This is a genomic window from Acidovorax sp. SUPP1855, assembly GCF_030158955.1.
In the GTDB taxonomy this organism is placed as follows: domain Bacteria; phylum Pseudomonadota; class Gammaproteobacteria; order Burkholderiales; family Burkholderiaceae_C; genus Paracidovorax.
In genome coordinates this window covers 204,687-228,209 of the sequence record NZ_BQXI01000002.1, presented here as the reverse complement: position 1 = coordinate 228,209, position 23,523 = coordinate 204,687, and the positions used below count along the sequence as shown (strand labels likewise).

Genomic DNA, 23,523 nt, shown 5'->3' with positions numbered 1-23,523 from the left:
GGGGTGGCGTGGCCGAATCAGTGCAGGAGACTTTGCGTGCCATTTGATCGAAAACGGCCTCTGGTGCTTGTGCGTCAGGCGGTGGCCGCTTCCCTTTTCATCCTGAGCGGTGTGTGCGGCACGACCGCCGTGCATGCGCAAGCGAGCCTGCCCACCCTCGGCGACAGCTCCGACCTCACCACCGCCCAGGAGCGCCAGCTCGGCGACCGCATCATCCGCGAGCTGTACCGCGATCCGGATTACATCGACGACGCCGTGCTCAACGAGTACGTGGACAGCATCTTCCAACCCCTGGTGAAAGCGGCGCGCGAGCGCGGGGAACTCTCCCCCGAACTGGACGAGCGCTTCGCGTGGGAAATCCTGCTGGGCCGGGACCGCACGGTGAATGCCTTCGCGCTGCCGGGCGGCTATTTCGGTGTGCACCTGGGATTGATCGGCGTGGTGTCCACGCGCGACGAGCTGGCGTCGGTGCTCGCGCACGAACTGAGCCACGTCACGCAGCGCCACATCTCGCGCCTGATCACGCAGCAGAACCGGCAGACGCCGTTGATGCTCGGGGCCCTGGTGCTGGGTGCACTGGCCGCCAGCAAGAGCCCCAATGCGGCCCAGGCGCTGATGATCGGCGGGCAGGCGGTGGCGGTGCAGAACCAGCTCAACTTCTCGCGCGACATGGAGCGCGAGGCCGACCGCATCGGCTATGGGCTGATGGCGCCGGCCGGCTTTGCGCCGCAGGGGTTCGTGGCCATGTTCGACAAGCTGCAGCAGGCCAACCGCATCAACGACAACGGCAGTTGGCCCTATTTGCGCAGCCACCCGCTGACCACGCAGCGCATTGCCGACATGCATTCGCGGTTGCCGCCAGGGGGCGCCGCCGCCGCACCGGCCACGCCCACGCTGGAACACGCGATGATGGCCGCGCGCGCCCGCGTGCTGTCCCGTCCGGGCGTGGATGTCTGGCGGCAGTGGACGACCGAGCCGCTGGGCACCGGTTTCGCCGCCCAGCCGTTGCCCCGCCGGGTGGCGGCCTGGTACGCGGCGGCGCTGAGCGCCAGCCAGCTGCAGGACGTGCCGGCGGCGCGCACCGCACTGCGGGGCTTGACGGAGGCGGTGCGCGGCGATGCGCCGGCGCTGCGGCAGGCGAGATTGCTCAGTGCGGAAATCGAATTCGCGGCCGGGGACTTCCACGCCGCATTGCTGCAGTTGCCAGCGCAGGCGACCCTGGCTTCTTCAGCGAACCCTGCAGTCCAGTCCGCTGCGCCGACGGGGCGGCCGGAGATGCTGCTGCGCACGCAGGCCCTGCTGCGCAAGGGCAATGCCCAGGAAATGACCGGCCCGCTGCAGACGCGGGTGGCGACGCATCCGCACGATGCCACCGCGTGGCATATGCTGGCGGCGGTGTGGCAGCAGCAGAACCACCCGCTGCGCGCGGTGCGGGCCGAGGCCGAGGCGCATGCGGCGCGCTACGACTACCAGGCGGCGGTGGACCGGTTCAAGGCGGGCCAGGACCTGGCGCGCAAGAGCGGCAGCCGGGGGGGCGATGCGGCCGACTACATCGACGCGTCGATCATCGAGACGCGCCTGCGGGCCGTCGATTCACTTCTTAAGGAACAGGCCGCCGAGCGCTGATTCGATGAGCACGCCCAGCACCGAATAGATCAGCGAGCCGATCAGCGCCGCCGCGAAGCCCCGCACCTGGAAGCCGTCGCCCAGCACCGTGGCGGCGGCCCAGAACATGAGCGCGTTGATGACGAAGAGAAACAGCCCGATGGTGAGGACGGTGACCGGCAGCGTCAGCACCACCAGCACGGGCCGCAGCACGACATTGAACAAGCCGATGACGAAGGCGGCAATGAGCGCGCTGGTGAAGCTTTTCACCTCCACGCCGCTGTACACGTAGGCCACGAACAGCAGCGCGGCAGCGCTGAGCAACCACTTGAGGATGAGTTTCATCATGGCGCGGGAGCATAGCACCCGCATGCCATGGCTCGGCGGATTCGCTGGTCTGTTCCCCGGCCCGCGAATGCGCTCAACCGCTGCGTTCAGGCATCAGCGAAGCGATGGCTTCGTGGGGTCTTCGGGTGAGGCTTGCTGTCCGTCAGCCTGTTCCCCGCTTCAGCCATGCGTTGCGGATGACGTTAGCAACGGTTCCCTGGCCTGGCTTTCCTGGGAGACCGCCCGGAATGGACGCGTCAGCGAACTCATGGCAGACGAGGCGCTTGAGGCAGCGACCTGTCCGACGAAGCCCACGCTGTCGAGCACCCCCGCCATGGCGGTGAGGGCCGCGCCTCCGACGTGACGCAGCAATTCGTTGTGAGGCGCGAGCCTCGCGACGATGGCCTCCTCGTCGATGGTCGGTTGCAGGCCGCTCGTCTCACCCGCTCCGCTCTCGAGGTCACCGATGTTTGCAGCAGAGTGTTGGAGCAAGTCCCCGATCACATTCGCGAAGCGCTGGTGATCGCTGGACACGATACCCGGGACGCCGGTCTGAGAGATGGCGGCAATGACATTCATGCCAATCATCTCGATCGGTGCAAAAGCGGTGCTGCGCAGGATGCGCAGCGCCGCTTCTGGAAGCGCACCGGTGACCATGCCACCGAGGAGGAAGGGCACGAGCCCCACCGCGAGTGCGACGCCCATCGACTTCTTGCCGATCACCGTACTGGGTTCCATCTTGAGTGCCAGTTCGGTGGCCAGATGGATGGCTTCGTCTTGTGCGACGCCCTCGGGCAGCTTCATCACGCCGCTGTGGACCGCGTGCTCGACGGCCTCCTTGACCGACTCACGGATCTCAGCAATCTCTCCAGGCACGCCCGCCGCCGCCGAGAGGATGGCGACCTCGGTCGTCCCCACGCCGATCAGCGCAGCGACAGCTCTCGGTAGACGAGCGGCGTTGTACTCGAGCAAGTTGTTCGGCAACGCGCCGATGGCCGACACGACCCCGGCAGTGAGCGCCTCGCCGAGCTTTTGCATGAATGGGAAGGGATCGCCACGGTCATTGGCCATGCGCTTCTTGACCGTCATCGTGTCCGCCGCCTCGATCGCGACCATGGGCGCCGCGTCGATCACGGACGCCGGCAGGCCCCGCGCCACGGATGCGAAGCCAGAACCCAGCAGCGCGAGCTTGGCCTTTGGTGCCGCCACGAGCTCCCACAGCGAGCCCAGCCCAGAGCTGACGGCCAGGCTCGAGCCAAGCAGCTTGAGGTCGATGCTCTTGGCCGTAGCAAGCTGCAGCAGTCCTGTGGCAGCCATCTTCAGCGACAGGTCCGGCCGTGCGGCAAGCCGGTCCTCGATCAAGGATTTCAGTGCGGGCAAAGACGATTCCATCCTCGGACGTGCCTCCCGCAGCAGCGGGATGATCCGGCCGCGAAGGTCATCGCCGATCGCCTGCTCACCGCGAGCAATCACGCCGAGTAGCAGCGGGATGGTGGCGTGTTCCATCGGGGCGCTGAGGTCTTCGCCAAGCGCCGCCTTGAGGCTGTCCAATGTGTTTCCACCGTTGGCGCCCAGGCGAAGCGATAGCGTCGGCTCCTTGCCAGCCAGGGCCATGAATTTCAGGCCGGGCACTTCGGCAGGATCGATCGCCAGGGACTCCAGCAGTTTCTGGGTCACCGGGTTTTTGGACGTGAGCTGATTCCCCTCCACGCGAACAGTGCCCTGATAAGACGGGCCGGGACGGCTGTCGGATTGCAGATCGGCAAGCCGATCCGCTTCAATGCGAGGGCCCAGGCTGTTCGTGGAGGGCAGCGACTGACCTTTGGGCCGAATCGGAGGTCCGGACTCCATGGTGGACGGACGGGGCGAGCCGGGACGCGATGAAGGCTGACTCGCCGGCTGCTCGGGCACGGAAGAGGTAGAGGCGACGGAGGTGGAGACCAAGGGAGCAATCTGCATGGGTAATCTTGAGAATGGAGGTGAGTGAAAAAACCTCCACCATCGCGTAGCCGTGCCAAAAATAACCGAGGGATCGCGAAGTCCAGTCTCCTTTCACGAAGTGCCTCGCTGCAGCAAGATCCCCGGTTGTCGCGGGTACCCGGAACCTCCGCGACGCACCGGACGCAACAGGTCGTCAGCCAGCACAACTACGTCATGTGTGCAGGACAGGCCCTTGCGCGTAACTGCTGGGCAGCAAGGCCGTGGGGGAGGATCACTCCGCCACGAACATGAACATCGCGCCCAGGCCGGCCAGCGTGCCCGGCAGGGACCAGCGGCGCGGCGATGGCTTGCGCGTGATGTTGACGGGGGCGGCCACCGCCTGGACGGGCGCCGGTGCGGCCATTTCGTCCTGCTTGGGGCGGCGTGCGTCGATCACGGGCACGGCGCCGTGTTCGGCCTGCAGCTGGGTAAGCAGATCGGCCAGCGGGCCCTTGGCCAGCACGGTGCTGGCCTGCACCCCTTCGGCCTGCAGCCAGGGAACGATCTGGCCGAACAGCTTGTCGGCCCACTTGGTGCGCCAGTTCTCGCGGGCGCTGTGGCTGACCCACTTGCTGATGCGGTGGGTCATGCGCGGCGCGCAGGCCACCAGCACCCATTCCGTTTTCTCGGCCGAGGCGCGGTGGGACAGGGGCGCCAGGACCTGCCGGGCCTGCTCGGCGTCGTCCACGTACACGATGACTTTGTTCATGAGGCTTCCTTGTGACCTGGCAGGGGTGCCGTTAGCAATGGGGAGAAGAGGGCTGGGCGAAATGGCCGGACGCCTGGCGGCGCCCGTGCCGTTTTGCCCACCGTTCGGTGTCAAGGCCTGCCCGCTCAGCCGTGGGCGGCCGGAGCCGCTGCGGCGCGGCGCGAGACGATGACCTTGCCGACCACCAGCACCAGCAGGGCGCCGGCGATGTGCGCGGCCCAGTACAGGGTGTCGGAGATCACGGCCAGGCCTTGCGCGTCGAGCGTGCCCAGCTTCGGTGCCCAGCTCCAGCGCTCGGTGTTGACGAAGATCGGGTCGGTGACCAGCATGCCGCCGGCGATCCAGCCCAGCAGCATGCCGCCGATGGTGATGATGATGGGGAATCGCTCCATGAGCTTGATGACCAGCTGGCTGCCCCAGACGATGATCGGGATCGAGATCAGCAGGCCCAGGACCACGAGCAGCATCGAGTGCTCGCCGGCATTCTGGGCGGCGCCGGCGATGGCGATCACGTTGTCCACGCTCATCACCAGGTCGGCCACGATGATGGTCTTGATGGCCGCGAACAGCTTGTCGCTGCCTGCCACGTCGCCATGGCCGTCCTCGTCGGGTGCCAGCAGTTTGATACCGATCCACACCAGCAGCAGCGCGCCCACGAACTTGAGGAACGGCAGCGCCAGCAGCGTCATGGCGAACGCGATCAGGATGACGCGCAGGATGATGGCGCCCGCGGTGCCCCAGATGATGCCCTTGGTTCGTTGGGCGGGTGGCAGCTTGCGGCAAGCCAGCGCGATGACGACCGCATTGTCGCCACCCAGCAGGATGTCGATGATGATGATCTGCCCCAACGCGACCCAGAACTCGGGTGAAGTCAAGAAGTCCATAAATTCCTCAAAAGCAATGGCCGGGAGGAGGAACCCGCTACCCCTGTAGCGCCGGGCCCCTCCGGGAACGGGGGCTGACTGCGGAGGTGACCTGAGGCACGCCCGCGTTGCGCGGAGCGTTGTTCGATAGGGACGGCCTTGATCAGCCCGCGCAGGGCCCATCAAAGGTCTCGCTCGGTCCGCCATGCCTTGCATGGATGGACCCGGCCTGCCGGAAGCTTGCGCTTCGTACTGACGACAGGACCGACAAGCCCAGCCGCCCGGGCGGTGTGCCTGCCGGTGTCTGCTGGGTTGGGAGCTACTCCCCTTCGAAGCCGGCATTGGAACACAGGGGCGAGCGGCCGTGCAAGCGAACGTCTCTCGCGCGGCGGGACGGTTTTGAGCCAAACAGGCCCCATGCCGGCGTTTTGATTGCCTTTGTTGCTATCAATTCGTGAGTGTTTTGCGGTGCGGTTCGAACGCCCGCAGGCGCCGCGGGAGCGCACCCGGGCAGCGGTATGATCGCGGCCCCCTTTCGCACACCCATGGCCGTCCTGCACATCACCGACATCGAAGCCGCCATCAACCATTGGCGCGCCCGGTCGCCGTCGCCCGACGGCGTGACGCTGGCGCCCGCGCTGGTGGCGCTGGCCGAGGTCTACGCGCTGATGGTGTACTGGCACGAGGACGAAGCGGACGAGGCGGGCTTTCCCCCCGCGGCCATGGCGGCCTGGCGCGCCTGGTACGACACCACGCCTGACACCCCGTGCATCGCCATCTGCTCCACCAGCCAGGGCGACGAGCAGTGCAAGGGCTGCGGCCGCAGCTTCGCTGAGGTGCAGCACTGGCTGGCGATGACGCCGGTCGAAAAGCGCACCGTGTGGCGCCGCATCACGCTGGAAAGCTCGGCGTGGCGCTTCAACCGCTACGCCGAGCGCGCGGCGGAAGGCAGCACCCCGGCCGAGGCCAAGGCGCCTGCCTGAACGGCGTCATGGGGCGTTGCGGCCCCCGGTGCGGGGGGATGGGCGGCTCCATGGCTTTCCCGCCCTTTACGGGCCGCGGGACAGCGGCTATGGTGGGTTCATGCTCCGTCTGACCCAGGCCCCCAACATCGTGATCGCCACCCTGTGGGCCGACCTGCTGCGCGAGGGCGTCATGCCGGCGTCGGTGCAGCGGCAATACCTGGGGGCCGCCGCCGGGCACCTGCCGCCCGACCAGTGCCTGCCCGAGATCTGGCTGGAGCACGACGAGCACGCCGCCCGCGCGCGGCAACTGCTGCAGGCGTTGCAGAACCTGCCCCAGCGCCGCTGGCTGTGCCGGTGCGGCGAAATGGTGGAGGGCGGGTTCGAGCAGTGCTGGCAGTGCGGCGCGCTGATGCCGCAGCCGGCTTGAGTTCAGATAGCGCTGCATGCCATCGGGCGGGCGGGCGGGCCGGCGCGGCGTGTGGCCGGTCGCACGCTGTGATGCTCATTTATTGATAGCAATATGCCCTGGTCGATCATGCGCTGGAGGCCCATCAGGCTTCAAACCCTGCGCACCCCGGCACAACCCGTGGCCGCGTCACTTCCAGCGCTGGGGTTCCACGTGCACGCTGCCCAGGTTGCTGCTCAGGGTGAGCGCGCCCTCCTGCACCGTGGCCTGCAGCTGCATGCTGCGCTCCGCGAGCGCGGCCAGGGCCTGCGAGGCCTCGGCGGGCAGGCGCCACACCTGCAGCTTGTCCAGGCGCGACAGCTTGGTCTGGATGCCTTTCCACCACACCTCGGCGGCATGGTGGAAGCAATACACGATCACGGCGTCCGACTTGCTGCAGGCCTTGGTGAGCGGCTTGTCCTCGGGCTGGCCGACCTCGATCCACAGGCGCTTGCGGCCGGTGAAGTCGGTCAGGGAGACGTCCGGGTCGTCCGGGTCGGACAGCCCCGCGCCGAAGGCCAGGGTGCCGTCGCCCTGGCACACGGCCTGCAGCTGGTGGGCGTTGAGGGCCAGCGCCGCCAGCCGCACCATCATGCGTTCGTCGGTTTCGCTCGGGTGGCGGGCCAGCGTGAGCGAATGGTCGGCGTAGTAACTGTTGTCGATGTCGGCGATCTGCAGGTTCGCCTTGAAGATGGTGGACTTGATGGCCATGGGCTGGTGCTCACAAAAATATAGCAGTCCGCGCCCGATGGTGGGGCGCGGACCGGCAAAAGGGCTTCAACCCGGGCGGTGGGCGGTCAGACGCGGCGCGCCAGCTCGGCGGCCTTGCCGATGTAGCTGCCGGGCGTCATGGCGAGCAGGCGCTCTTTCTCGGCCTCGGGAATCTCCAGGCTGCGGATCAGCCCGTGCAGGGCCTCGGCCGTCACGGTCTTGCCGCGGGTGACTTCCTTGAGCTTTTCGTAGGCCCCCGGCACGCCGAAGCGGCGCATCACCGTCTGGATCGGCTCGGCCAGCACTTCCCAGGAGGCGTTCAGGTCGTCCGACAGCGCCTCTTCGTTCAGTTCCAGCTTGTTCAGGCCGGTCATGAGCGAGGTGTACGCCAGGGCCGCGTAGCCCAGGGCCACGCCGATGTTGCGCAGCACGGTGCTGTCGGTCAGGTCGCGCTGCCAGCGGCTCACGGGCAGCTTCTCGGACAGGTGCTTGAGCAGCGCGTTGGCCAGGCCCAGGTTGCCTTCGGCGTTCTCGAAGTCGATCGGGTTGACCTTGTGCGGCATGGTCGATGAGCCGATCTCGCCGGCCTTGAGCTTTTGCTTGAAGTAGCCCAGGCTCACATAGCCCCAGATGTCACGCGACAGGTCGATGAGGATGGTGTTGGCGCGCGCCACGGCGTCGAACAGTTCGGCCATGTAGTCGTGCGGCTCGATCTGGATGCTGTAGGGCTGGAAGGTCAGGCCCAGGCCCAGGGGCTCGGGCGTTTCCACCACGCGCTTGCTGAAGGCTTCCCAGTCGAAGTCGGGCCAGGCGGACAGGTGGGCGTTGTAGTTGCCCACGGCGCCGTTCATCTTGCCCAGCATCTTGACCGAGGCCACGCGCTCGCAGGCGGTCTGCAGCCGCACGACCACGTTGGCCAGTTCCTTGCCCACCGTGGTGGGGCTGGCGGTCTGGCCGTGCGTGCGGCTCAGCATGGGCACGGCGGCGTACATGTGGGCCATCTCGCGCAGCTTGAGCACGATGCGGTCCAGGCCCGGCAGCACGACCTGGTCGCGGCCGGAGCGCAGCTGAAGGGCGTGGCTGGTGTTGTTGATGTCTTCGCTGGTGCAGGCGAAGTGCACGAACTCGGCCGCCTTCTCCAGCTCGGGGCGGGCTTCGAACTTGCCCTTGAGCCAATATTCCACGGCCTTCACGTCGTGGTTGGTGGTCTTCTCGATGTCCTTGATGGCGGCCGAATCGGTTTCGGAAAAATTCTTCACCAGCCCCAGCAGGTAGGCGCGCGCGCCGGTGGTCAGGGGCTTGAACTCGGCGAAGCCTGCATCCGACAGCGCGATGAACCAGGCCACTTCCACCTGCACCCGGCGGTGCATGTAGCCGTGCTCGCTCATGATCGGGCGCAGGGCGGAGAGTTTGGCGGCGTAGCGGCCGTCGAGGGGCGAGAGGGCGGTGATGGTGGACAGGCTCATGGGCGGGGATTGTAGGTGGCGCTGCCTGTAAGCTATCGAAGGCAAGACTGCCCATAAAATCAGCGGCCTTGTCCCCGTCCCCTGCCGTGCCCGGAAGAACACCATGAAATTGATCGGATCCTCAGCCAGCCCCTATGTGCGCAAGGTGCGCATCGTGATGGCCGAGAAGAAGCTGGACTACCGCTTCATCGAGGAAGACGTCTGGGCCGAGGACACCACCATCGCCACCTCCAACCCGCTGGGCAAGGTGCCGTGCCTGGTGATGGAAGGCGGAGAGGCCGTGTTCGATTCGCGCGTGATCGTCGAGTACCTGGACACCCTCTCGCCCGTGGGCCGGCTGATTCCCACGCAAGGGCGGGAGCGCGCCGAGGTCAAGACCTGGGAGGCCCTGGCCGACGGCGTGATGGACGCGGGCGTGCTCGCCCGGCTCGAGTCGCGCTGGGCCGGCCGCCAGGAGGGCGAACGCAGCCAGGCGTGGATCGACCGGCAGCTCGGCAAGGTCGAGGCGGGCATCAAGGCCATGGCCCAGGGCCTGGGCGAGAAGCCCTACTGCAGCGGCATCCACATGAGCCTGTCCGACATCGCCGTGGGTTGCGCGCTGGGCTGGATCGGTTTTCGCTTTCCCGAAATCGAATGGCGTGCCGAGCATGCCAACCTCGCCCGCCTGCTGGACAAGCTGGAGCAGCGCGTGAGCTTCGCCGACACACGGCCTGCCTGATCGATCGCCCCGGCGCGCTGACTGACAAAAAGCGGCGCCCACAAAGCCAAAAGCGCGCAACCTGCGAAGGTTGCGCGCTTTGTTTTTTGGCGGAATAAAAAAGTTGCGAAGCGTCCCGAAACGAATTTAGAGAGGGAGGGAGGAGAAGTGCTTCAGGGTTTCAGTCGAACCACCAGGGTTCAAAAGGCTTCGCAACAGTAAAGGGGTTGATCGGGGGGGCGGGCGTCACCGCCTGCACTGGTTACTAGAGTAGTGACGATCCCGTGAAGTTCCAGGGGTCTGGTGGTTAAAATCATCAGAAAATGTAACCATTTCCATATCACGGAACCGTTTCAGAACGGTGACGGTTTCGGTCGCCCGGCGTCCAGTTGCTGCTCGATCGCGCGCACCAGCCGGGGGTCGCCCGGCTCCACCACGCTGGCGAAACTGCCGGCCACCTTGCCGTCCCTGCCCACCAGGTACTTGTGGAAGTTCCAGCGGGGCGCCTCGCCGGCCTGGGCTTTCAGTTCCCGGTACAGCGGCGAGGCATCGGCCCCGACGACCCGGCTCTTGGCGAACATCGGAAACTTGACGCCGAAGGTGCTCTCGCAGAAGTCGGCGATCTGCGCATTGCTGCCGCCCTCCTGGGAGAAATCGTTGGAAGGAAACCCCAGCACCACCAGCCCCCGGTCCTTGTAGCGCGCGTGCAGGGCCTCCAGCCCCTGGTACTGCCCCGTGAAGCCGCAGTAGCTGGCCGTATTGACGATCAGCAGCACCTTGTTGCGGTACTGGCACAGCGGCTGGGGCAGTTCGTCCTGCAGGCGCAGGGGGGTGTGGCGCAGCAGGGGCGGGCAGGTGCCGTCTTCCGTCGTGGCCGCCGGGCCCGCGGCCCGCGCGGGAAGGCCGGACAGGGCGAGCGGCGCAGCCGCCAGGGCAAGGCAAAGGACTCGGCGCAGCATGGAGGTCTCCTGATGAAGGGGCGCCACGGACTGTGGCTGGATCACGAGTGGCAGCGGCTCACGAACGAGTTTGGCGCAAATCGGCGGAAAAGTCCCACCTCCGCGCGCTCCAGGAGGCCGTCGCTGACAGGAGCGGCCCTGAAAAACGGTCTCAGACCAGGCTCAGCAAGCGGTTCAACTGCAACTGCACGCGCACATCGCGCTGGGCGATGGCGCCGGTCACCTTCCAGGCCGGCTGGGCGGTGTCGCGCGGAATGAGCTCTCCGGTAGGCATGCCGTTGCGGTTGAGCACCACGGCCACGCGCGGCGTGGTGGCGCTGCCGCCGCGGCGCAGGGTGACGGCGATCTCCTGGCTCACCAGCCGCACGAACGCGCCCGGCGGGTACACGCCCAGGGTTTTCACCAAGGCCGAACCGGCTTCGTCCACCTGGTGCGATTCGTCGTAGTAGCTCGCCTGCATCGCCGCGGTGACGGGCATCGGCGCGCGCGAGGCGCGCGGGGCCAGGCGGGCGCCGAACACGTCCGCGCGCTGGATCAGCCGGGCGATCTGCTCGCCTTCGCTCTTGTCGGCCAGCGGGCCCGGCGAGCGGTGGTGGTGGCAGCGCACGGCTTCCAGCCACACCGGGTCGTGCACGCCCAGCTGGCGCAGCAGGGTCTCGGATCGGGCGGCATGGCTTTCCACCGCGGCGATCTGGTCCGAGGTGAGCGGCTGGGCCTGCACGGCCAGCTGGTCCTGCAGCGCGGTCATGGCGATGTTCATGGACAGCGCCGCACGCCCGGTCTGCATCACGCGCTCCACCGGCCAGCGCAATTGCTCGACGGCGACCAGCATGCACACGCAGGCCACGAGCATGGCGTGGGTGCCGCTGTACTGCCGGGTTTCGTGGCCGGACAGGTAGATGAGGGCGAGCAGGACCGCGTCGGGGCTCTGGCGGCAGTGCAGGGCGAGTTCGCGGTGCAGCGCATCGAAGCGGTCGGGAAAGTCATGCGCCTGCGGCGCGCGCAGCAACTGCGTGGCCCGCAGCTGCAGCCCCGGCCAATCGGGCGGGCCGCCTTCGGCGCGGTCGCGCGAGGACTGGGCCCCGGCGCTGATCTTCATGGAGGCGATCTGGCCGAGCGAGGTGTCGGACATCAGCATCTGCTGCAGCTGCGCCAGATAGGCGCGGTGGCTGTCGCCCGATTCGTCGGTGTCCACGCACAGCTGCAGGCCGCGCGACAGCAGGACGTCCAGCTCGTTGCGCGTGCGGATCACGTAGCCTTTTTGCGCCAGCAGCACGCCATCGGCCCCGCGCAGGATGAAGGGAAGCGGGGAGCCGAGCTGGATCGATTCGATGTTCAGCGCAACGAGGTTCATGGTGAGTCGCCGCATTATGGGCGCACGGGTGCGCCTTGAAAGCCGGCGCAATGGCGGGAACCCACCGTTGTTCGCCGCTTCCTGGTGGTGGCCCGGGGCGGTGGCGTGTGGCCGCCCCCGTTCATTCAGCAGCGCCCGCGCGGGTCCGCCAGCGTCGCGCACGGCCCGCCGTCAGGGCGTGGGTCGGGACGCGTCCACGCCGGATCCGGCGCTGCGGCCGGCCGGCGGCGTGGGCAGCGGAAGGGGCTGCGGGGTCACGGGGGGCCGCCGTGGGTCGAAGTTGGGGGGCACGGGCCGCGGTACCGCGCGGCCCGTAGCCCCGACGGACTCCGGCGTGGGCAGGGGCATGGGCTGCGGGGTCGTGGGGGCCCAACGTGCGCCCGCAGGCGTGGCCCGGCGTCCCGCTGCGCTCGCGGGCTGGGTGGTCCCCTCGGGTGGCAGCGGAAGGGGATAGCTCTCGGACGGCTCGCTGTCCACACGATCGTCTTCAGGCACCCAGTCCTGCAAGGAGGGGCTGGCGATGACCGGCGGCCTGGGGAGCGGGTGAAGGGGGTGCTGGTCGCTGAACGGCTCCTTGAACAACTGGCCCAGCGTCGGGCGCCGTTGCCGCGTTGGTGGGGGTTCCACGGCCGGGGCTTGGGGCGTCTGCAGGTCCGCTCCTCGGGCTCCTGCGCCTTGTTCACGCCGTCGTTAGCCCGGGTGAAGAGGCCTTGCGCTTGCTGTTGTGCCTGGACCGTGAGCTTGGTGGCCTGGGCCTCGGCGCGGGCCCGCCAGACCGCCTGGGGATCGGCGGCCGCCGCCGGCTCCCTTTCGATTTCGACTTCCGCTTCGGGATCGGGCCTGGGCTCGGGGTTCTGCGCCACCGGGGCGAATTTCGGCGCCCATCGTGCCGAGTGGTCTTCGGGGGCCGCGGCGTGCTGCTGCGGGGTGCGGCCCACCTGCTGGGAGCCAGCTGGCAGGAATTCGTGCAGCCGGGTGGACTCCGACGCCGCCTTGCCCTGCAGCATGCCGAGGGCGGCGCTCTGCGATGCCTCGTCCTTGGCCTTCGTCTTGAATTGCAGGTTGTTGGCGGTCCAGGCGTCGTGGCTGTCCAGCAGGGTGCGCACCTTGGCCCGGTAGCCGTCGGCCTTGGCCTGCTGTGCCTGTGCGATGGCCTGCTGGCGCCCTGCCTCGGCCTGCTGGGTGGCAGCCTCGTCCCGCAATCGTGCCGCGGCTTCTTGCTGGGCCAGTGCCTCGGCGGGCTGGCCCGCGGCAGCGGCCCGCCGGACGGCGGTCTGGGCCTGCTGGCTTTCCATGGTGGCTCGCCGGGCGGCCTGGGTCGCCTGCTGCGCTGCGGCGGCGGCTTTCTGGCCCGTTCCGGTGGCCTGCTGTGCCAGGCCCTGCAGCTTGTCGTAGGCCTCGGCCGCCTGGGGGCGCAGCTTGGTCACCACGGAAAACGTCATGCCGGGCGCGCTGGCCTGCGCAGCCTGGACCAGGGTGTCCTGCAGGCGCAGCCAGGCGCGGCCGGTCTTTTCTTCCGCCGAGGCATGCGGCACGCCGTCGCGGGCGGCCATGACCGAAACGAACTCGTGCATCCGGGGTTCGAGTTCGGCCAGAAAATCATCCAGGTCTTCGAACTCCCGGATCATCTGGGTCTGGTCGGCCCAGGTTTCGCCATGGCGGGTCGTCATGCGCAGCGTGGTATCGACCCCGCTGTTGGCCAGTTGCTTGCGAAAGTCCAGCCCGGCCCCGCGCGCCTGGGCCGCCTTTTCCGGATCGTGTTTGGACGCCGGCACCAGCCCCAGGCTGGCGTTGGCGCTCGCGCGGACATCGGCCCGGTGCTGCGCCGACAGTTTGTACTCTTCCACGTTCAGCCCCGAACGGCTTTCCGTCTGCACCGAGCGCGACCGCTGGTTGCTGCTGGCGACCCCCGCCTGCACGCCCACGCCGATGGCGCGCCGCGTGGCCTTGCGGTCGTCCTCGTCGCGGTCCCGGGGCCCGCGCGCGCACCATGGCGTTGGCGCCGATGGCCATCTCGGACGTGCGGCTGCGTTTGGTGTTGGACAGTTCGGCCACGGCCAGGGCGGGAAAGTGCTCCAGCAGGTGGGCCAGCGGGTCCATCTCCAGGGCCCCTTCCGTCGATGCGCCGCCGCCGTGGGCCATGGCAATGAGCGCATCGGCGAAGTGCCGCCGCAAGGTGTCTTCATGGGAGGCGGTGCGCTGCATGCGCAGGCTCACGCCCTCGGTGCGCGAGGTCTCGCCGCCGGCCTCCAGGCGCATGTCGAAGCGCAGCGCGATGCCCGCTTCGTCATCGCCCAGGTTGAACTCGTGGTCCTGGTTCCCCAGCTCGCGCCGCAGGCCCACGCTGAGCCCCACGTTGGCGTTCTTGGAGTCCGCCGTGGCGATCTGCATCTGCATGGCCGCGCCGACCATGTTCAGGTCCATCGAGCGCTCGTGCCCCAGGCCGATGCCCGCGATCGGCGTGACGAGTTCCGGCGTGGCGGTGGTCACCGACACGGCCTTGCCCAGCTCCAGCCGGGCCAGCCGCGCATCGCTGCTTTTGATCTTCTCGCCCAGGCTGATGCGCTGCGACAGCGACTTCATCACTTCGGCCGCGTCGGCCGGGCCGCGCAGGTCGTTGAACAGCGTGATGGTGTCCGACACGCACAGCTCGAAGCGGTTCACGTGCACGTCCCGCTGCAGGGCCTGCAGCGCGGGCGCCGCCGTTTTCACGGTATCGGCCACCGTGCGGGGCGCGGTGCTGCTGGACGCCGCGCCGGTGCTGGCCGCGGGCGGGCTCCATGGCACGGCCAGGGCCGCATCGACCAGGGTGCGCATCAGCCGGCCCGCATCGTCGCCCGATTCCTTCATCTGGGACCAGGCGCTACGTACCGAAGCGGGCCAGGCGTTCTGCACCTGGTCGAGGGCCTCTTCCCGGGACGGGCGCTCGCCCTCGGGCAGGGTCTTGAGCCAGTCCTGGGTGAGCTTGCTCTCGATGGCCTCGAAGGTGTCGATGCGCAGGGACCGCAAGGCGGCCGCGGGCTTCACCTTGGCCAGCAGGTCGGCCGACACCACCATCAGGTCGGCCAGTGCCCGGGTCTGCGGCGCCTCCGCGCCGGCCGCGGCCCTGGCCGCTTCGGCGATCTCATGGAAGCCGCCGATGGCTTCGTGGGCGATGGCATCGGTGCGCAGGCCCCGGGCGACCTGGGTGGGGCCCACCGTGGGCGACAGCGTGCCATCGGCCAGGGCCCGCAGATCGGTGTGCTCGCTCAGCACCCGCAGGATGTGCCCGACATTGGGGCGGCTGCCGCGCAGCGCTTGCCAGTCCGCGGCCAGGTCGGGGGGCAGCCCGGCCATGCCCTCGGCCCCCAGGTGGGCCTCCACTTTCTGGAACAGGTCCTTGCCCAGGTGCTTGAGCGTGCTCTGCGAGGGGGCCGGCGTGTCTCCGCCCAGCCCCAGCTCCGTCAGCACCCCGAGCATCAGGGTTTCGGCCGGCGACGCGCCGGCCCCTGCGCGCGACTGCAGATCGATGCGCAGGTCGGTGGCCGTGCGGTGCAGCGATGCCACCGCCTCGTCGCGGCGCGGCAGCATGCCGTTCTCGCCGGCGGCGGCGGTCATCTTGCGCATGACCGACTTGCGCCACATCGTCGGCTGCGCGCCGGGCAGCCAGGACGCGATGGCGGGCAGCGCAGGCGCCAGCAGCCCTTCCATGCCCGCCGAGTTCTTGACGATGGCCTTGGGCAGCCCGCCTGTCAGCCAGTTACGCAAGCGCCCCAGCCGCCCCGACGCCGCCCGCGCATTGCGCTGGCTGGTCTGGTCGAGCGCCCCGTCGCTGAACTGCAGCAGCCGCTGGCGCACGCGGTCGTAGCTGGAGCCCTGCGCCTTGGTTGCGAACCCGTTCTGCAGGCAATGGAACGCGGTGCGCTGCGCCACCGTCCGCTCGGATTCGGGCACCGGGTGGTGCCGTGGCTGGGCCAGCTCGACCGCATGCTCCACCGCAGCGCGCATCAAGTCCAAGTCCGCCGGGGCCTCGGCCGCCCCGGGGCCGTCCTGCTGCAGGGTCGACTGCAGATGCAGCATCGCCGACATGGCCACCTGCAGGGCATCCTGCCGGGTCCCGGCGGCGGGAGGGTCCGTCATCCTGGCCAGCATGCGCATGCCGCCCGACGGCCCGGCGATCGCGCACGCCAGGCGCGACAGCGGCGCCTGCTCGGCGCGGGTTTCGTTGTCCTGGCCGGAGGACTGCAAGGCGTCGTGCACCAGTCCGACCAGGCGGGCTGTGCGACAGGTCTTCCATGGCCGTCGCCAGCCCTTCGGGGTCGCCGGCAAAGGTGTCGCGGGCGGTGTTGATCAGCAGCTCGACGGCCAGCACGTCGGGCACCTTGGTGCCGTGGTTCAGTGCCGCGACCAGCGTGTCGGTGGCCGCCTGCAGCCGGGGCTGCACGGGTTCGGGCACGCCCGAGAGCAGTTCGGCGACCATCCTGGCGTTGGCGGCGGTCGCCGCATCCTTGGAGCGCTGCTCGGCGGCCTTGGCGGCGTCGGTCAGCTGTTGCAGTGCGCCTTCCGTGTTCACGCGCGCGCCATCGGGCAATGCGGCCTGGGTGGCCAGGTGGATGGTCGCCTTGGCCTTCTCGGCATGGACCAAGCCTTCCAGATGGCCCAGCACGATGGACTTCGTTTCCGCCGTGGCGCTGCCCTGGCTGCTCTGGCCTCCGGCCTTGAGGCCCCCGGCTTCATAGAACATCTCCAGCGCATCGCTGGGCACGCTGGCAGGGCCCTTGCCCAGCGACAGCACGGACAGAGCCTGCTGCGCCCAGTACGCCGCCGTGCCCGCCACGCCGCCGGTTCGGCCTGATCCCTCGGCGCCCGGGCCCTGGCCGGTCTCCAGCTGGTGCAGCGCCTCCTTCACGGCCTGCGCCAGCTCGGTCTTGGTGGTGTTGGGCAGGGGCACCCGTCCGTCCGCCTCGAACCGCGGTGCCTGCACCTGGTTGTGCCGCACCACCGGGTGCTGGGTCTGCGTGCCCACCGCCAGCGGGCCCAGGCTGGCGTTGGCCGTGGTCTTGCCGCCCTTCCAGAGGCTTTTGAGCTTGGACAGGACGGTCCGGTCCGAGCGCTGCGCCATGTTGGCCGTGGTGTAGACCGCCGCCGATCCGCTCTTGCCGCGCGAAGCGAGCCCGTCCGGCCCCTTCAGGCTGGCGCTGCGCTCCGGGGCATCCGGCACCGGGGGGGGCCGACTGTGCAGGCGTGGACGGGGGCAGGCCGACCGGCTGGATTTCCCCTGAATGGTTGGCACGCATGGTCCTGTCTCCCTGGAATTCTTCTGGAATCCCATGGTTGTATACAAGTCCTTGCGGCCGTCCCGGCGATGCGAATCCGTGCGCCGATAGGCGAACCGGCCGCCGCGCGCTGGGCGCGGCGGTTCAAACCCTGTGCTAGAGGGGCGGGCGGCTCCGTCGGCGGCAGGGCGCCGGCGCGCAGCCACTCACAGCGGGTGCGGCGCTTCGGGCGCGCCGGGTGCCTGTGGGGGGCGCGGCGGCGGCACGGGCCGCCGCATCACCCGGCGCTGGAACCATTGCGCGAAGTCGTCCACGTAGGTGAACACCGCCGGCACCACCAGCAGGCTGAGCACGGTCGAGGTGATGAGCCCGCCGATCACCGCCACCGCCATGGGCGAGCGAAAGCTCATGTCGGCGCTGCCCAGCGCCAGGGCGATGGGCATCATGCCGGCGCCCATGGCGAGCGTGGTCATGATGATGGGTCGCGCGCGCTTGTGGCAGGCGTCCAGCAGCGCGTCCCAGCGGCTCATGCCCTGGTCGCGGCGCGCCACGATGGCGTACTCCACCAGCAGGATGGAGTTCTTGGTGGCGATGCCCATCAGCATGATGAGCCCGATGAGCGAGGGCATCGAAAAGCTCTTGCCCGCCACCAGCAGCGCCACGAACGCCCCGCCCAGCGACAGCGGCAGCGCCGCCAGGATGGTCACCGGCTGCAGGAAGTCCTTGAACAGCAGCACCAGCACGAGGTAGATGCAGATCACGCCCGTGAGCATCGCCAGGCCGAAGCTGGCGAACAGCTCGCCCATCATCTCGGCATCGCCCACGTCGATCAGGCGCACGCTCGCGGGCAACTGGGCGACGGCGGGCAGCTGCTTGACGGCCTCGGTCACCTCGCCCAGGCCACGCGCGCCCAGCTCGATCTCGAAGTTGACGTTGCGCGAGCGGTCGTAGCGGCTGATGACGGCCGGCCCGCCCGCCACCTCCAGCGTGGCGACCTCGCCCAGCCGCACCGGCCCGCGGGCGCCGGGCACCGTGAGGCGCTCCAGCACCGACAGGTCCTCGCGCGCCGCGTTGTCCAGGCGCACTACGATGGGCACCTGGCGCTGCGCCAGGTTCAGCTTCGGCAGGTACTGGTCGTAGTCGCCCACCGTGGCCACGCGCAGGGTCTCGGCGATGGCGCTGCTGGTCACGCCCAGGTCGGCGGCGCGCGCGAAGTCCGGGCGCACGGCGATCTCGGGGCGCACCAGGCTGGCGGTGGAGCTCACGCCGCCGATGCCCGGGATGGTGCGGATGCCGCGCTCGACCGCCTGCGCGGCCGTGGCCAGGGCCTGCGGGTCTTCGCTGGCCAGGGCCAGCACGTACTTGTCGTTGGAGCCGCCCAGCCCGATCTTCACGCGCACGCCGGGCAGGTCTTCCAGCGCGGCGCGCAGCTGCTGCTCGATGACCTGCTTGCGCGGGCGCTCGCCGCGCGGGTCCATGCGCAGGGTGAGCGTGGCCTTGCGCGGGTCGCCCACGCCCGCCCCGGCGAACGGGTCGGAGCCGGCCGAGCCGCCGCCGATGGTGGTGTAGATGCTCGCCACGTGGCCCACGCGCTGCACGCGCTCGGTGGCCTGCGCCACCGCCACGCGGGCGTCGGCCAGCAGGCTGCCGGGCGGCAGCTCCAGGTTGACCTGGGTCTGCGCGTTGTCGTCGGCCGGGATGAAACCCGAGGGCAGCAGCGGGATCAGCGCGATCGAGCCGGCGAAGAACAGCAGCGCGCCCAGCAGCGTGATCACGCGGTGGCGCAGGCACCAGGCCGAAGCGCGCATGTAGGTGCCCAGCCAGCGCGGCTCCTTCTCCTGCGCCACCATGGGTTTCATGATGTAGGCGGCCATCATGGGCGTGAGCAGCCGCGCCACCACCAGCGAGGCGAACACCGCCAGCGCCGCCGTCCAGCCGAACTGCTTGAAAAAGCGCCCGGCGATGCCGCTCATGAACGCGGTGGGCAGGAACACGGCGATCAGCGTGAAGGTGGTGGCGATCACTGCCAGGCCGATCTCGTCGGCCGCCTCCATCGCCGCCTGGTAGGGCGACTTGCCCATGCGCAGGTGGCGCACGATGTTCTCCACCTCCACGATGGCGTCGTCCACCAGGATGCCCACCACCAGCGACAGCGCCAGCAGCGTGATGATGTTGATGGAAAAGCCCAGCAGGTGCATGCCGATGAAGGCCGGGATGACCGACAGCGGCAGCGCCACGGCCGAGACGATGGTCGCGCGCCAGTCGCGCAGGAAGAGCCACACCACGACCACGGCCAGGATGGCGCCCTCGTACAGCAGGCGCATGGAGCTGTCGTACTCGTCGCTGGCGATGTCCACGAAATCGACCGTGCGCGTGAGGTGCAGGTCGGGCCGCTCGGCCTGGAGCTTGTCCAGCGCCCGCTGCACGCCCGCGCCCACCTCGACCTCGCTGGCGCCGCGGCTGCGCGAGACCTCGAAGCCGATCACCGGCTTGCCGTCCAGCAGCGCGGCGGTGCGCTGCTCGGCCACCGTGTCGCTGATGGTGGCCACTTGGTCGAGCCGGATGTGGCGGCCGTCGGTGAGCGGGATGTCCATGGCGCCGATCTCCTGCGCCGTCTGCACGGTGGCGATGGTGCGCACGGGCTGCTCCGCGCCGCCGAGGTCGGCGCGGCCGCCCGCGCTCTCGATCTGCACCTGGCGCAGCTGGCGCGACACGTCGGCCGCCGTGGCCCGCAGGGCCTGCAGGCGCAGCGGGTCGAGCGACACGCGCACCTCGCGCGACACGCCGCCCACGCGGTTCACCGCACCCACGCCCGGCACGGCCAGCAGGCGGCGGGTGAGGGTGTCGTCCACGAACCACGACAGCGCCTCGTCGTCCAGGCGGTCGGACGCGATGGCGAACGCCAGGATGGGCTGGGACGACAGTTCGAGCTTGGCAACGATGGGGTCGCGCAGGTCGGCCGGCAGGTCGGCGCGCACGCGGCTCACGGCCGAGCGCACGTCGTCCACTGCTTCCTGCACCGGCTTTTCGAGCTGGAACTCGGCCGCGATGGTGGCCGTGCCGTCCACCAGGGTCGAGGTGATGTGCTTGAGGCCCTGCGTGGTGGCGATGGCGTTCTCGATCTTGCGCGCCACGTCGGTTTCCAGCTGCCCCGGCGCCGCGCCCGGCAGCGACGCGGTGACCATGACCACGGGCAGGTCCATGTCGGGAAATTTCTGCACCTTCATCGCGTGGAACGACAGCATCCCCGCGAAGGAGAGCAGCACGAACAGCATCGCGGCCGGAATCGGGTTTCGGATGGACCAGGCGGAGAGGTTCATGGCAGGTCCTTGCGGGCGGCAGCAGGGCCGCGGTGGCAACCGGGCAAAAGCATGTTTTGCTCCTTATTTAATAGCATGATGCCCTGGTATTCATTGTGCTGCAGGCACTTTTGGTGCAGATGCCGCGGGCCGGGGCGCCGGCGCGGACGCCGCTGCTGCGGGCGCTGCGGCCTGCACGCGCACCAGGTCGCCGTCGTTCAGGAACGCGCCGCCACGCTCGACCACCGTCACGCCCGGCTGCAGGCCCGAGACGATCTCCACCCGGTCGCCCGTGCGCTGGCCGGTCTGCACGCGGCGCATCACCACGCGGCTGCCCTCGCCGATCTCGAACACGCTGCTGAAGCCGTCGCGCACCACCACCGACGACTGCGGCACGCTGAGCGCATCGCGCTGGCCGAGCAGAAAATCGCCGCGCGCGAACATGCCCGCGCGCACATCGGGGTGGATGGGCAGGTCCACATAGACCAGGCCGTTGCGCGTCTGCGGATCGACGGTGGGGGCGATCATGCGCACGGTGCCCGGCACCTGCGCGCCGCTGGCGGCCGTGACGATCACCTGGCTGCCGGGGCGGATGCGCGGCAGGTCGTTGGAGGTGACCTCGGCGCGCCATTCCAGGCGGCCCTTGCGCACCATGCGAAAGAGTTCGGTGCCCGCGCCCAGCACCGCGCCCACGGTGGCCGTGCGCGACGAGATGACGCCGCTGTCCGGCGCCAGCACCTGGGCGTGCTTGAGCCGCAGCTGCTGCGCGTTGAGGGCCGCCTGCGCCGCCTCCACGCGGGCCTGGGCGGTCTCGCCGGCGGTCGAGTACTGCTGGATCTGCTGCTGGCTCAGGGCGCCGCTGGCCTGCAGCGTGCGGGCGCGCTCGGCGTTGGCGGCGGCCTCGGCGGCGCTCGCGCGGGCCTCCAGCAGGCTCGCGCGGGCCTGGGCCACGTCGGCCTGCAGCGTCTCGGGCGCGAAGGTGGCCAGCACCTGGCCGGCGCGCACCGTGTCGCCCACGTTCACGCGCACGTCGGTCAGGCGCAGGCCGCTGCTTTCGGTGCCGATGCTGGCCTCCTGCCACGCGGCGACGTTCCCGTTGGCGGGCAGGCGCTGCGCCAGCGAGGTGCGCGTGGGCTGCGTGGTGGTGACGGTAAGCGCGGGCCTTGGCTCGCCGGCCTTGGCGCTCTTGGCGTCGTCCGCCGCGCGCGAGGGGCCGGCGGCCATCAGCGCGCCGGCGGCGGCGAGCACGCACACGGCCAGCACGGCCAGCGCCGCAGGGAGGGAAGAGGGGGTGAATTTCATGCGCTGCATGGGGGTTCCATTCATGCGGTCAACGATGACGACTGAAGACAAAGCGGGAGACGATTGCGAGCGGTGCGGCGGTGCATGGCGGCTCACCGGGCGGGCATGGCGGAAGGCGCCAGGGTCGAGGCGGGCATCGGCGCCGCCGCGGCGGCCTGCGGCGTGGCCTCGGCCTCCCAGCCGCCGCCTGCGGCGCGGTACAGGCCGATCCAGGCCGCCATGCGCTCCTGCCGCAGGGTGATGAGCGCGGTCTCGGAGGCCAGCGCCGTGCGGCGCGAATCCTCCAGCTCGACCAGGCTGGCCAGCCCGCCGCGCCAGCGCGCCTCGGTGGCGGTGAACGAGGCGCGGTAGCCGTCCGCGGCGCGCTGCGCATCGGTGCTGCGCGCGGCCGTGCTGGCCAGGCGCACCAGCGCCTGCTCGACCTCGCTCACGGCCTGGCGCACCGTGCCGCGGTACTGCTGCACGGCCGCGTCGTACTGCGCCTCGGCGGAATCCACCTGCGCCGCGCGCCGGCCCGCATCGAAGATCGGCAGCGACAGCCCCACCGGCCCGATGGACCAGGTGTTGGAGGTGATGCTGGCCCCACCCGTGCGCACCCAGCCGCGGCCCACCGAGCCGCTGAGCGTGAGGCGCGGCAACTGCTGGGCGCGGGCGCTGCCCACGTCGGCGCTGGTGGCCGCCACCTCGCGCTCGGCCGCGTACACGTCGGGCCGCTGGGCCAGCACGCGTGCCGGCAGGGCCTCGATGGCGAAGAGCGCGTCGGGCGCCGGCGCCAGCGGCGTGGCGGCGGCGCGGGCGCGCAGCGCGGATTCGTCCCGGCCGGTGAGGGCCACCAGGGTCTTGAGATCGATCTCGCAGGCCATGCGCTGCTGCTCGGCGCGCACGCGGCCCTCGGCCTCGCTGGCCTGCGCCAGGGCGAGCGTGGCCGGGGCGGTGAAGCCGGCCCGCTCGCTCAGGCGCGACAGTTGCGCGGTCTGCCCGCGCGAGGCGGCATCGGAGGCGGCCACCTCCGCCAGCGCCAGGCACTGGCGCCAGCTGCTGTACTGCGTGGCGACTTCGGCCGCGACGGAAACGCGCGCCTCGTGCCACTGCGCCTGGGCGCCGGCCAGCCGCTGCAGCGCGGCCTGGTTGGCGGCGGCGTTGCCGCCGAACAGGTCCACCTCCCAGCTGGCCTGCAGCGCGGCCTGGGCCGTGCTGGCCAGGCCGCCCACCTGCTCGTTCACGCCGCGGCTCGCGCTGGCCTGCCCGTCCAGCGAGGGCAGCAGCGCGGCGCGCGCGCTCACCCGGGCCGCGCGGGCCTGCGCCAGGCGCGCCCGGGCCTGCGCCACGCTCGGGCTGATGTCCTGCGCCGAGGCGATCAGCTCGGCCAGCAGCGGGTCGCCGGCGCGCTCCCACCAGCGGGACAGGTCGGCCACGCTGCCCTGGTGGGGCAGCGGCGCCTGCCAGCCGGCGGGCGTGGGCGCCTCCACGCGCGGGGCGGGGCTGGGGACGGCGCAGGCGGCCAGCCACAGGGGCAGGGCGAGGGCCAGCAGGGCGCGGGGGCGGCGGTGCGTTGGGGGTGTTTTCATGGGCAACCAGAAAAAGGC

Annotated in this window: 17 protein-coding genes; 4 read left to right on the top strand and 13 right to left on the bottom strand. The window is 69.9% G+C overall.

Annotated features, from left to right (window positions below; all coding sequences use genetic code 11):
• Positions 1–81 precede the first annotated feature (81 nt).
• Positions 82–1,626, top strand: coding sequence for a M48 family metalloprotease (locus AVMA1855_RS02690; protein WP_284424495.1), 1,545 nt, complete (start codon positions 82–84; stop codon positions 1,624–1,626).
• Here the strand turns inward: AVMA1855_RS02690 and AVMA1855_RS02685 are convergent.
• The 4 genes from AVMA1855_RS02685 to AVMA1855_RS02670 all read right to left on the bottom strand — a co-directional run bounded on the left by AVMA1855_RS02685 (position 1,594) and on the right by AVMA1855_RS02670 (position 5,505).
• Positions 1,594–1,950 carry a phage holin family protein gene (locus tag AVMA1855_RS02685; RefSeq protein WP_272569868.1) on the bottom strand — a complete coding sequence of 119 codons (357 nt, stop codon included), beginning with the start codon at positions 1,948–1,950 and terminating at the stop codon, positions 1,594–1,596. The genes AVMA1855_RS02690 and AVMA1855_RS02685 overlap by 33 nt on opposite strands.
• Before the next feature lie 162 nt (positions 1,951–2,112).
• Positions 2,113–3,891: a hypothetical protein gene (locus AVMA1855_RS02680; protein WP_284424494.1), complete on the bottom strand. Its 1,779-nt coding sequence runs from the start codon at positions 3,889–3,891 to the stop codon at positions 2,113–2,115.
• A gap of 253 nt (positions 3,892–4,144) precedes the next feature.
• Positions 4,145–4,621, bottom strand: a complete 477-nt coding sequence (locus AVMA1855_RS02675; protein ID WP_272566525.1) for a hypothetical protein — start codon at positions 4,619–4,621, stop codon at positions 4,145–4,147.
• 125 nt (positions 4,622–4,746) lie between these two features.
• Positions 4,747–5,505, bottom strand: coding sequence for a TerC family protein (locus AVMA1855_RS02670; protein WP_272566526.1), 759 nt, complete (start codon positions 5,503–5,505; stop codon positions 4,747–4,749).
• A gap of 524 nt (positions 5,506–6,029) precedes the next feature.
• On the opposite strand from AVMA1855_RS02670, the gene AVMA1855_RS02665 reads away from it, so the two are divergent.
• Positions 6,030–6,467 (top strand): DUF3717 domain-containing protein, encoded by a 438-nt coding sequence (locus tag AVMA1855_RS02665; protein ID WP_284424493.1) that lies wholly within the window; start codon positions 6,030–6,032, stop codon positions 6,465–6,467.
• Positions 6,468–6,567: 100 nt separating this feature from the next.
• Positions 6,568–6,876, top strand: coding sequence for a putative signal transducing protein (locus AVMA1855_RS02660; RefSeq protein ID WP_284424492.1), 309 nt, complete (start codon positions 6,568–6,570; stop codon positions 6,874–6,876).
• 168 nt (positions 6,877–7,044) lie between these two features.
• Here AVMA1855_RS02660 and AVMA1855_RS02655 read toward each other — a convergent pair whose 3' ends face one another.
• Together AVMA1855_RS02655 and purB are read right to left on the bottom strand one after the other, a co-directional pair.
• Positions 7,045–7,605, bottom strand: coding sequence for a YaeQ family protein (locus AVMA1855_RS02655; protein ID WP_284406517.1), 561 nt, complete (start codon positions 7,603–7,605; stop codon positions 7,045–7,047).
• Between the two features lie 86 nt (positions 7,606–7,691).
• Positions 7,692–9,071, bottom strand: a complete 1,380-nt coding sequence (purB, locus tag AVMA1855_RS02650) for an adenylosuccinate lyase (protein WP_272566529.1) — start codon at positions 9,069–9,071, stop codon at positions 7,692–7,694.
• 103 nt (positions 9,072–9,174) lie between these two features.
• On the opposite strand from purB, the gene AVMA1855_RS02645 reads away from it, so the two are divergent.
• Complete coding sequence (locus AVMA1855_RS02645) at positions 9,175–9,789, top strand: glutathione S-transferase family protein (protein WP_272566531.1); 615 nt, start codon at positions 9,175–9,177, stop codon at positions 9,787–9,789.
• A 332-nt stretch (positions 9,790–10,121) separates the two neighbouring features.
• Here the strand turns inward: AVMA1855_RS02645 and AVMA1855_RS02640 are convergent, their stop codons facing one another.
• The 7 genes from AVMA1855_RS02640 to AVMA1855_RS02610 form a co-directional block, all read right to left on the bottom strand.
• The gene (locus AVMA1855_RS02640; RefSeq protein ID WP_284424491.1) at positions 10,122–10,727 is read right to left on the bottom strand and encodes a glutathione peroxidase; all 606 of its coding nucleotides are present in this window, start codon (positions 10,725–10,727) and stop codon (positions 10,122–10,124) included.
• Positions 10,728–10,878: 151 nt separating this feature from the next.
• A complete protein-coding gene (locus AVMA1855_RS02635) occupies positions 10,879–12,081 on the bottom strand; it encodes an HD-GYP domain-containing protein (protein WP_272566534.1) in 1,203 nt (400 codons plus the stop codon).
• A gap of 254 nt (positions 12,082–12,335) precedes the next feature.
• Positions 12,336–13,751 (bottom strand): hypothetical protein, encoded by a 1,416-nt coding sequence (locus AVMA1855_RS02630; protein ID WP_284424490.1) that lies wholly within the window; start codon positions 13,749–13,751, stop codon positions 12,336–12,338.
• A complete protein-coding gene (locus AVMA1855_RS02625) occupies positions 13,681–16,149 on the bottom strand; it encodes a hypothetical protein (protein WP_284424489.1) in 2,469 nt (822 codons plus the stop codon). The genes AVMA1855_RS02630 and AVMA1855_RS02625 overlap by 71 nt, the downstream gene beginning before the upstream one ends.
• 1,393 nt (positions 16,150–17,542) lie before the next feature.
• On the bottom strand, positions 17,543–20,656 hold the full coding sequence (locus tag AVMA1855_RS02620; RefSeq protein WP_284424488.1) for an efflux RND transporter permease subunit: 3,114 nt from the start codon (positions 20,654–20,656) through the stop codon (positions 17,543–17,545).
• 90 nt (positions 20,657–20,746) lie between these two features.
• Positions 20,747–21,946, bottom strand: a complete 1,200-nt coding sequence (locus AVMA1855_RS02615) for an efflux RND transporter periplasmic adaptor subunit (RefSeq protein WP_284424487.1) — start codon at positions 21,944–21,946, stop codon at positions 20,747–20,749.
• Between the two features lie 83 nt (positions 21,947–22,029).
• On the bottom strand, positions 22,030–23,505 hold the full coding sequence (locus AVMA1855_RS02610; RefSeq protein ID WP_284424486.1) for an efflux transporter outer membrane subunit: 1,476 nt from the start codon (positions 23,503–23,505) through the stop codon (positions 22,030–22,032).
• Between the last annotated feature and the right edge of the window lie 18 nt (positions 23,506–23,523).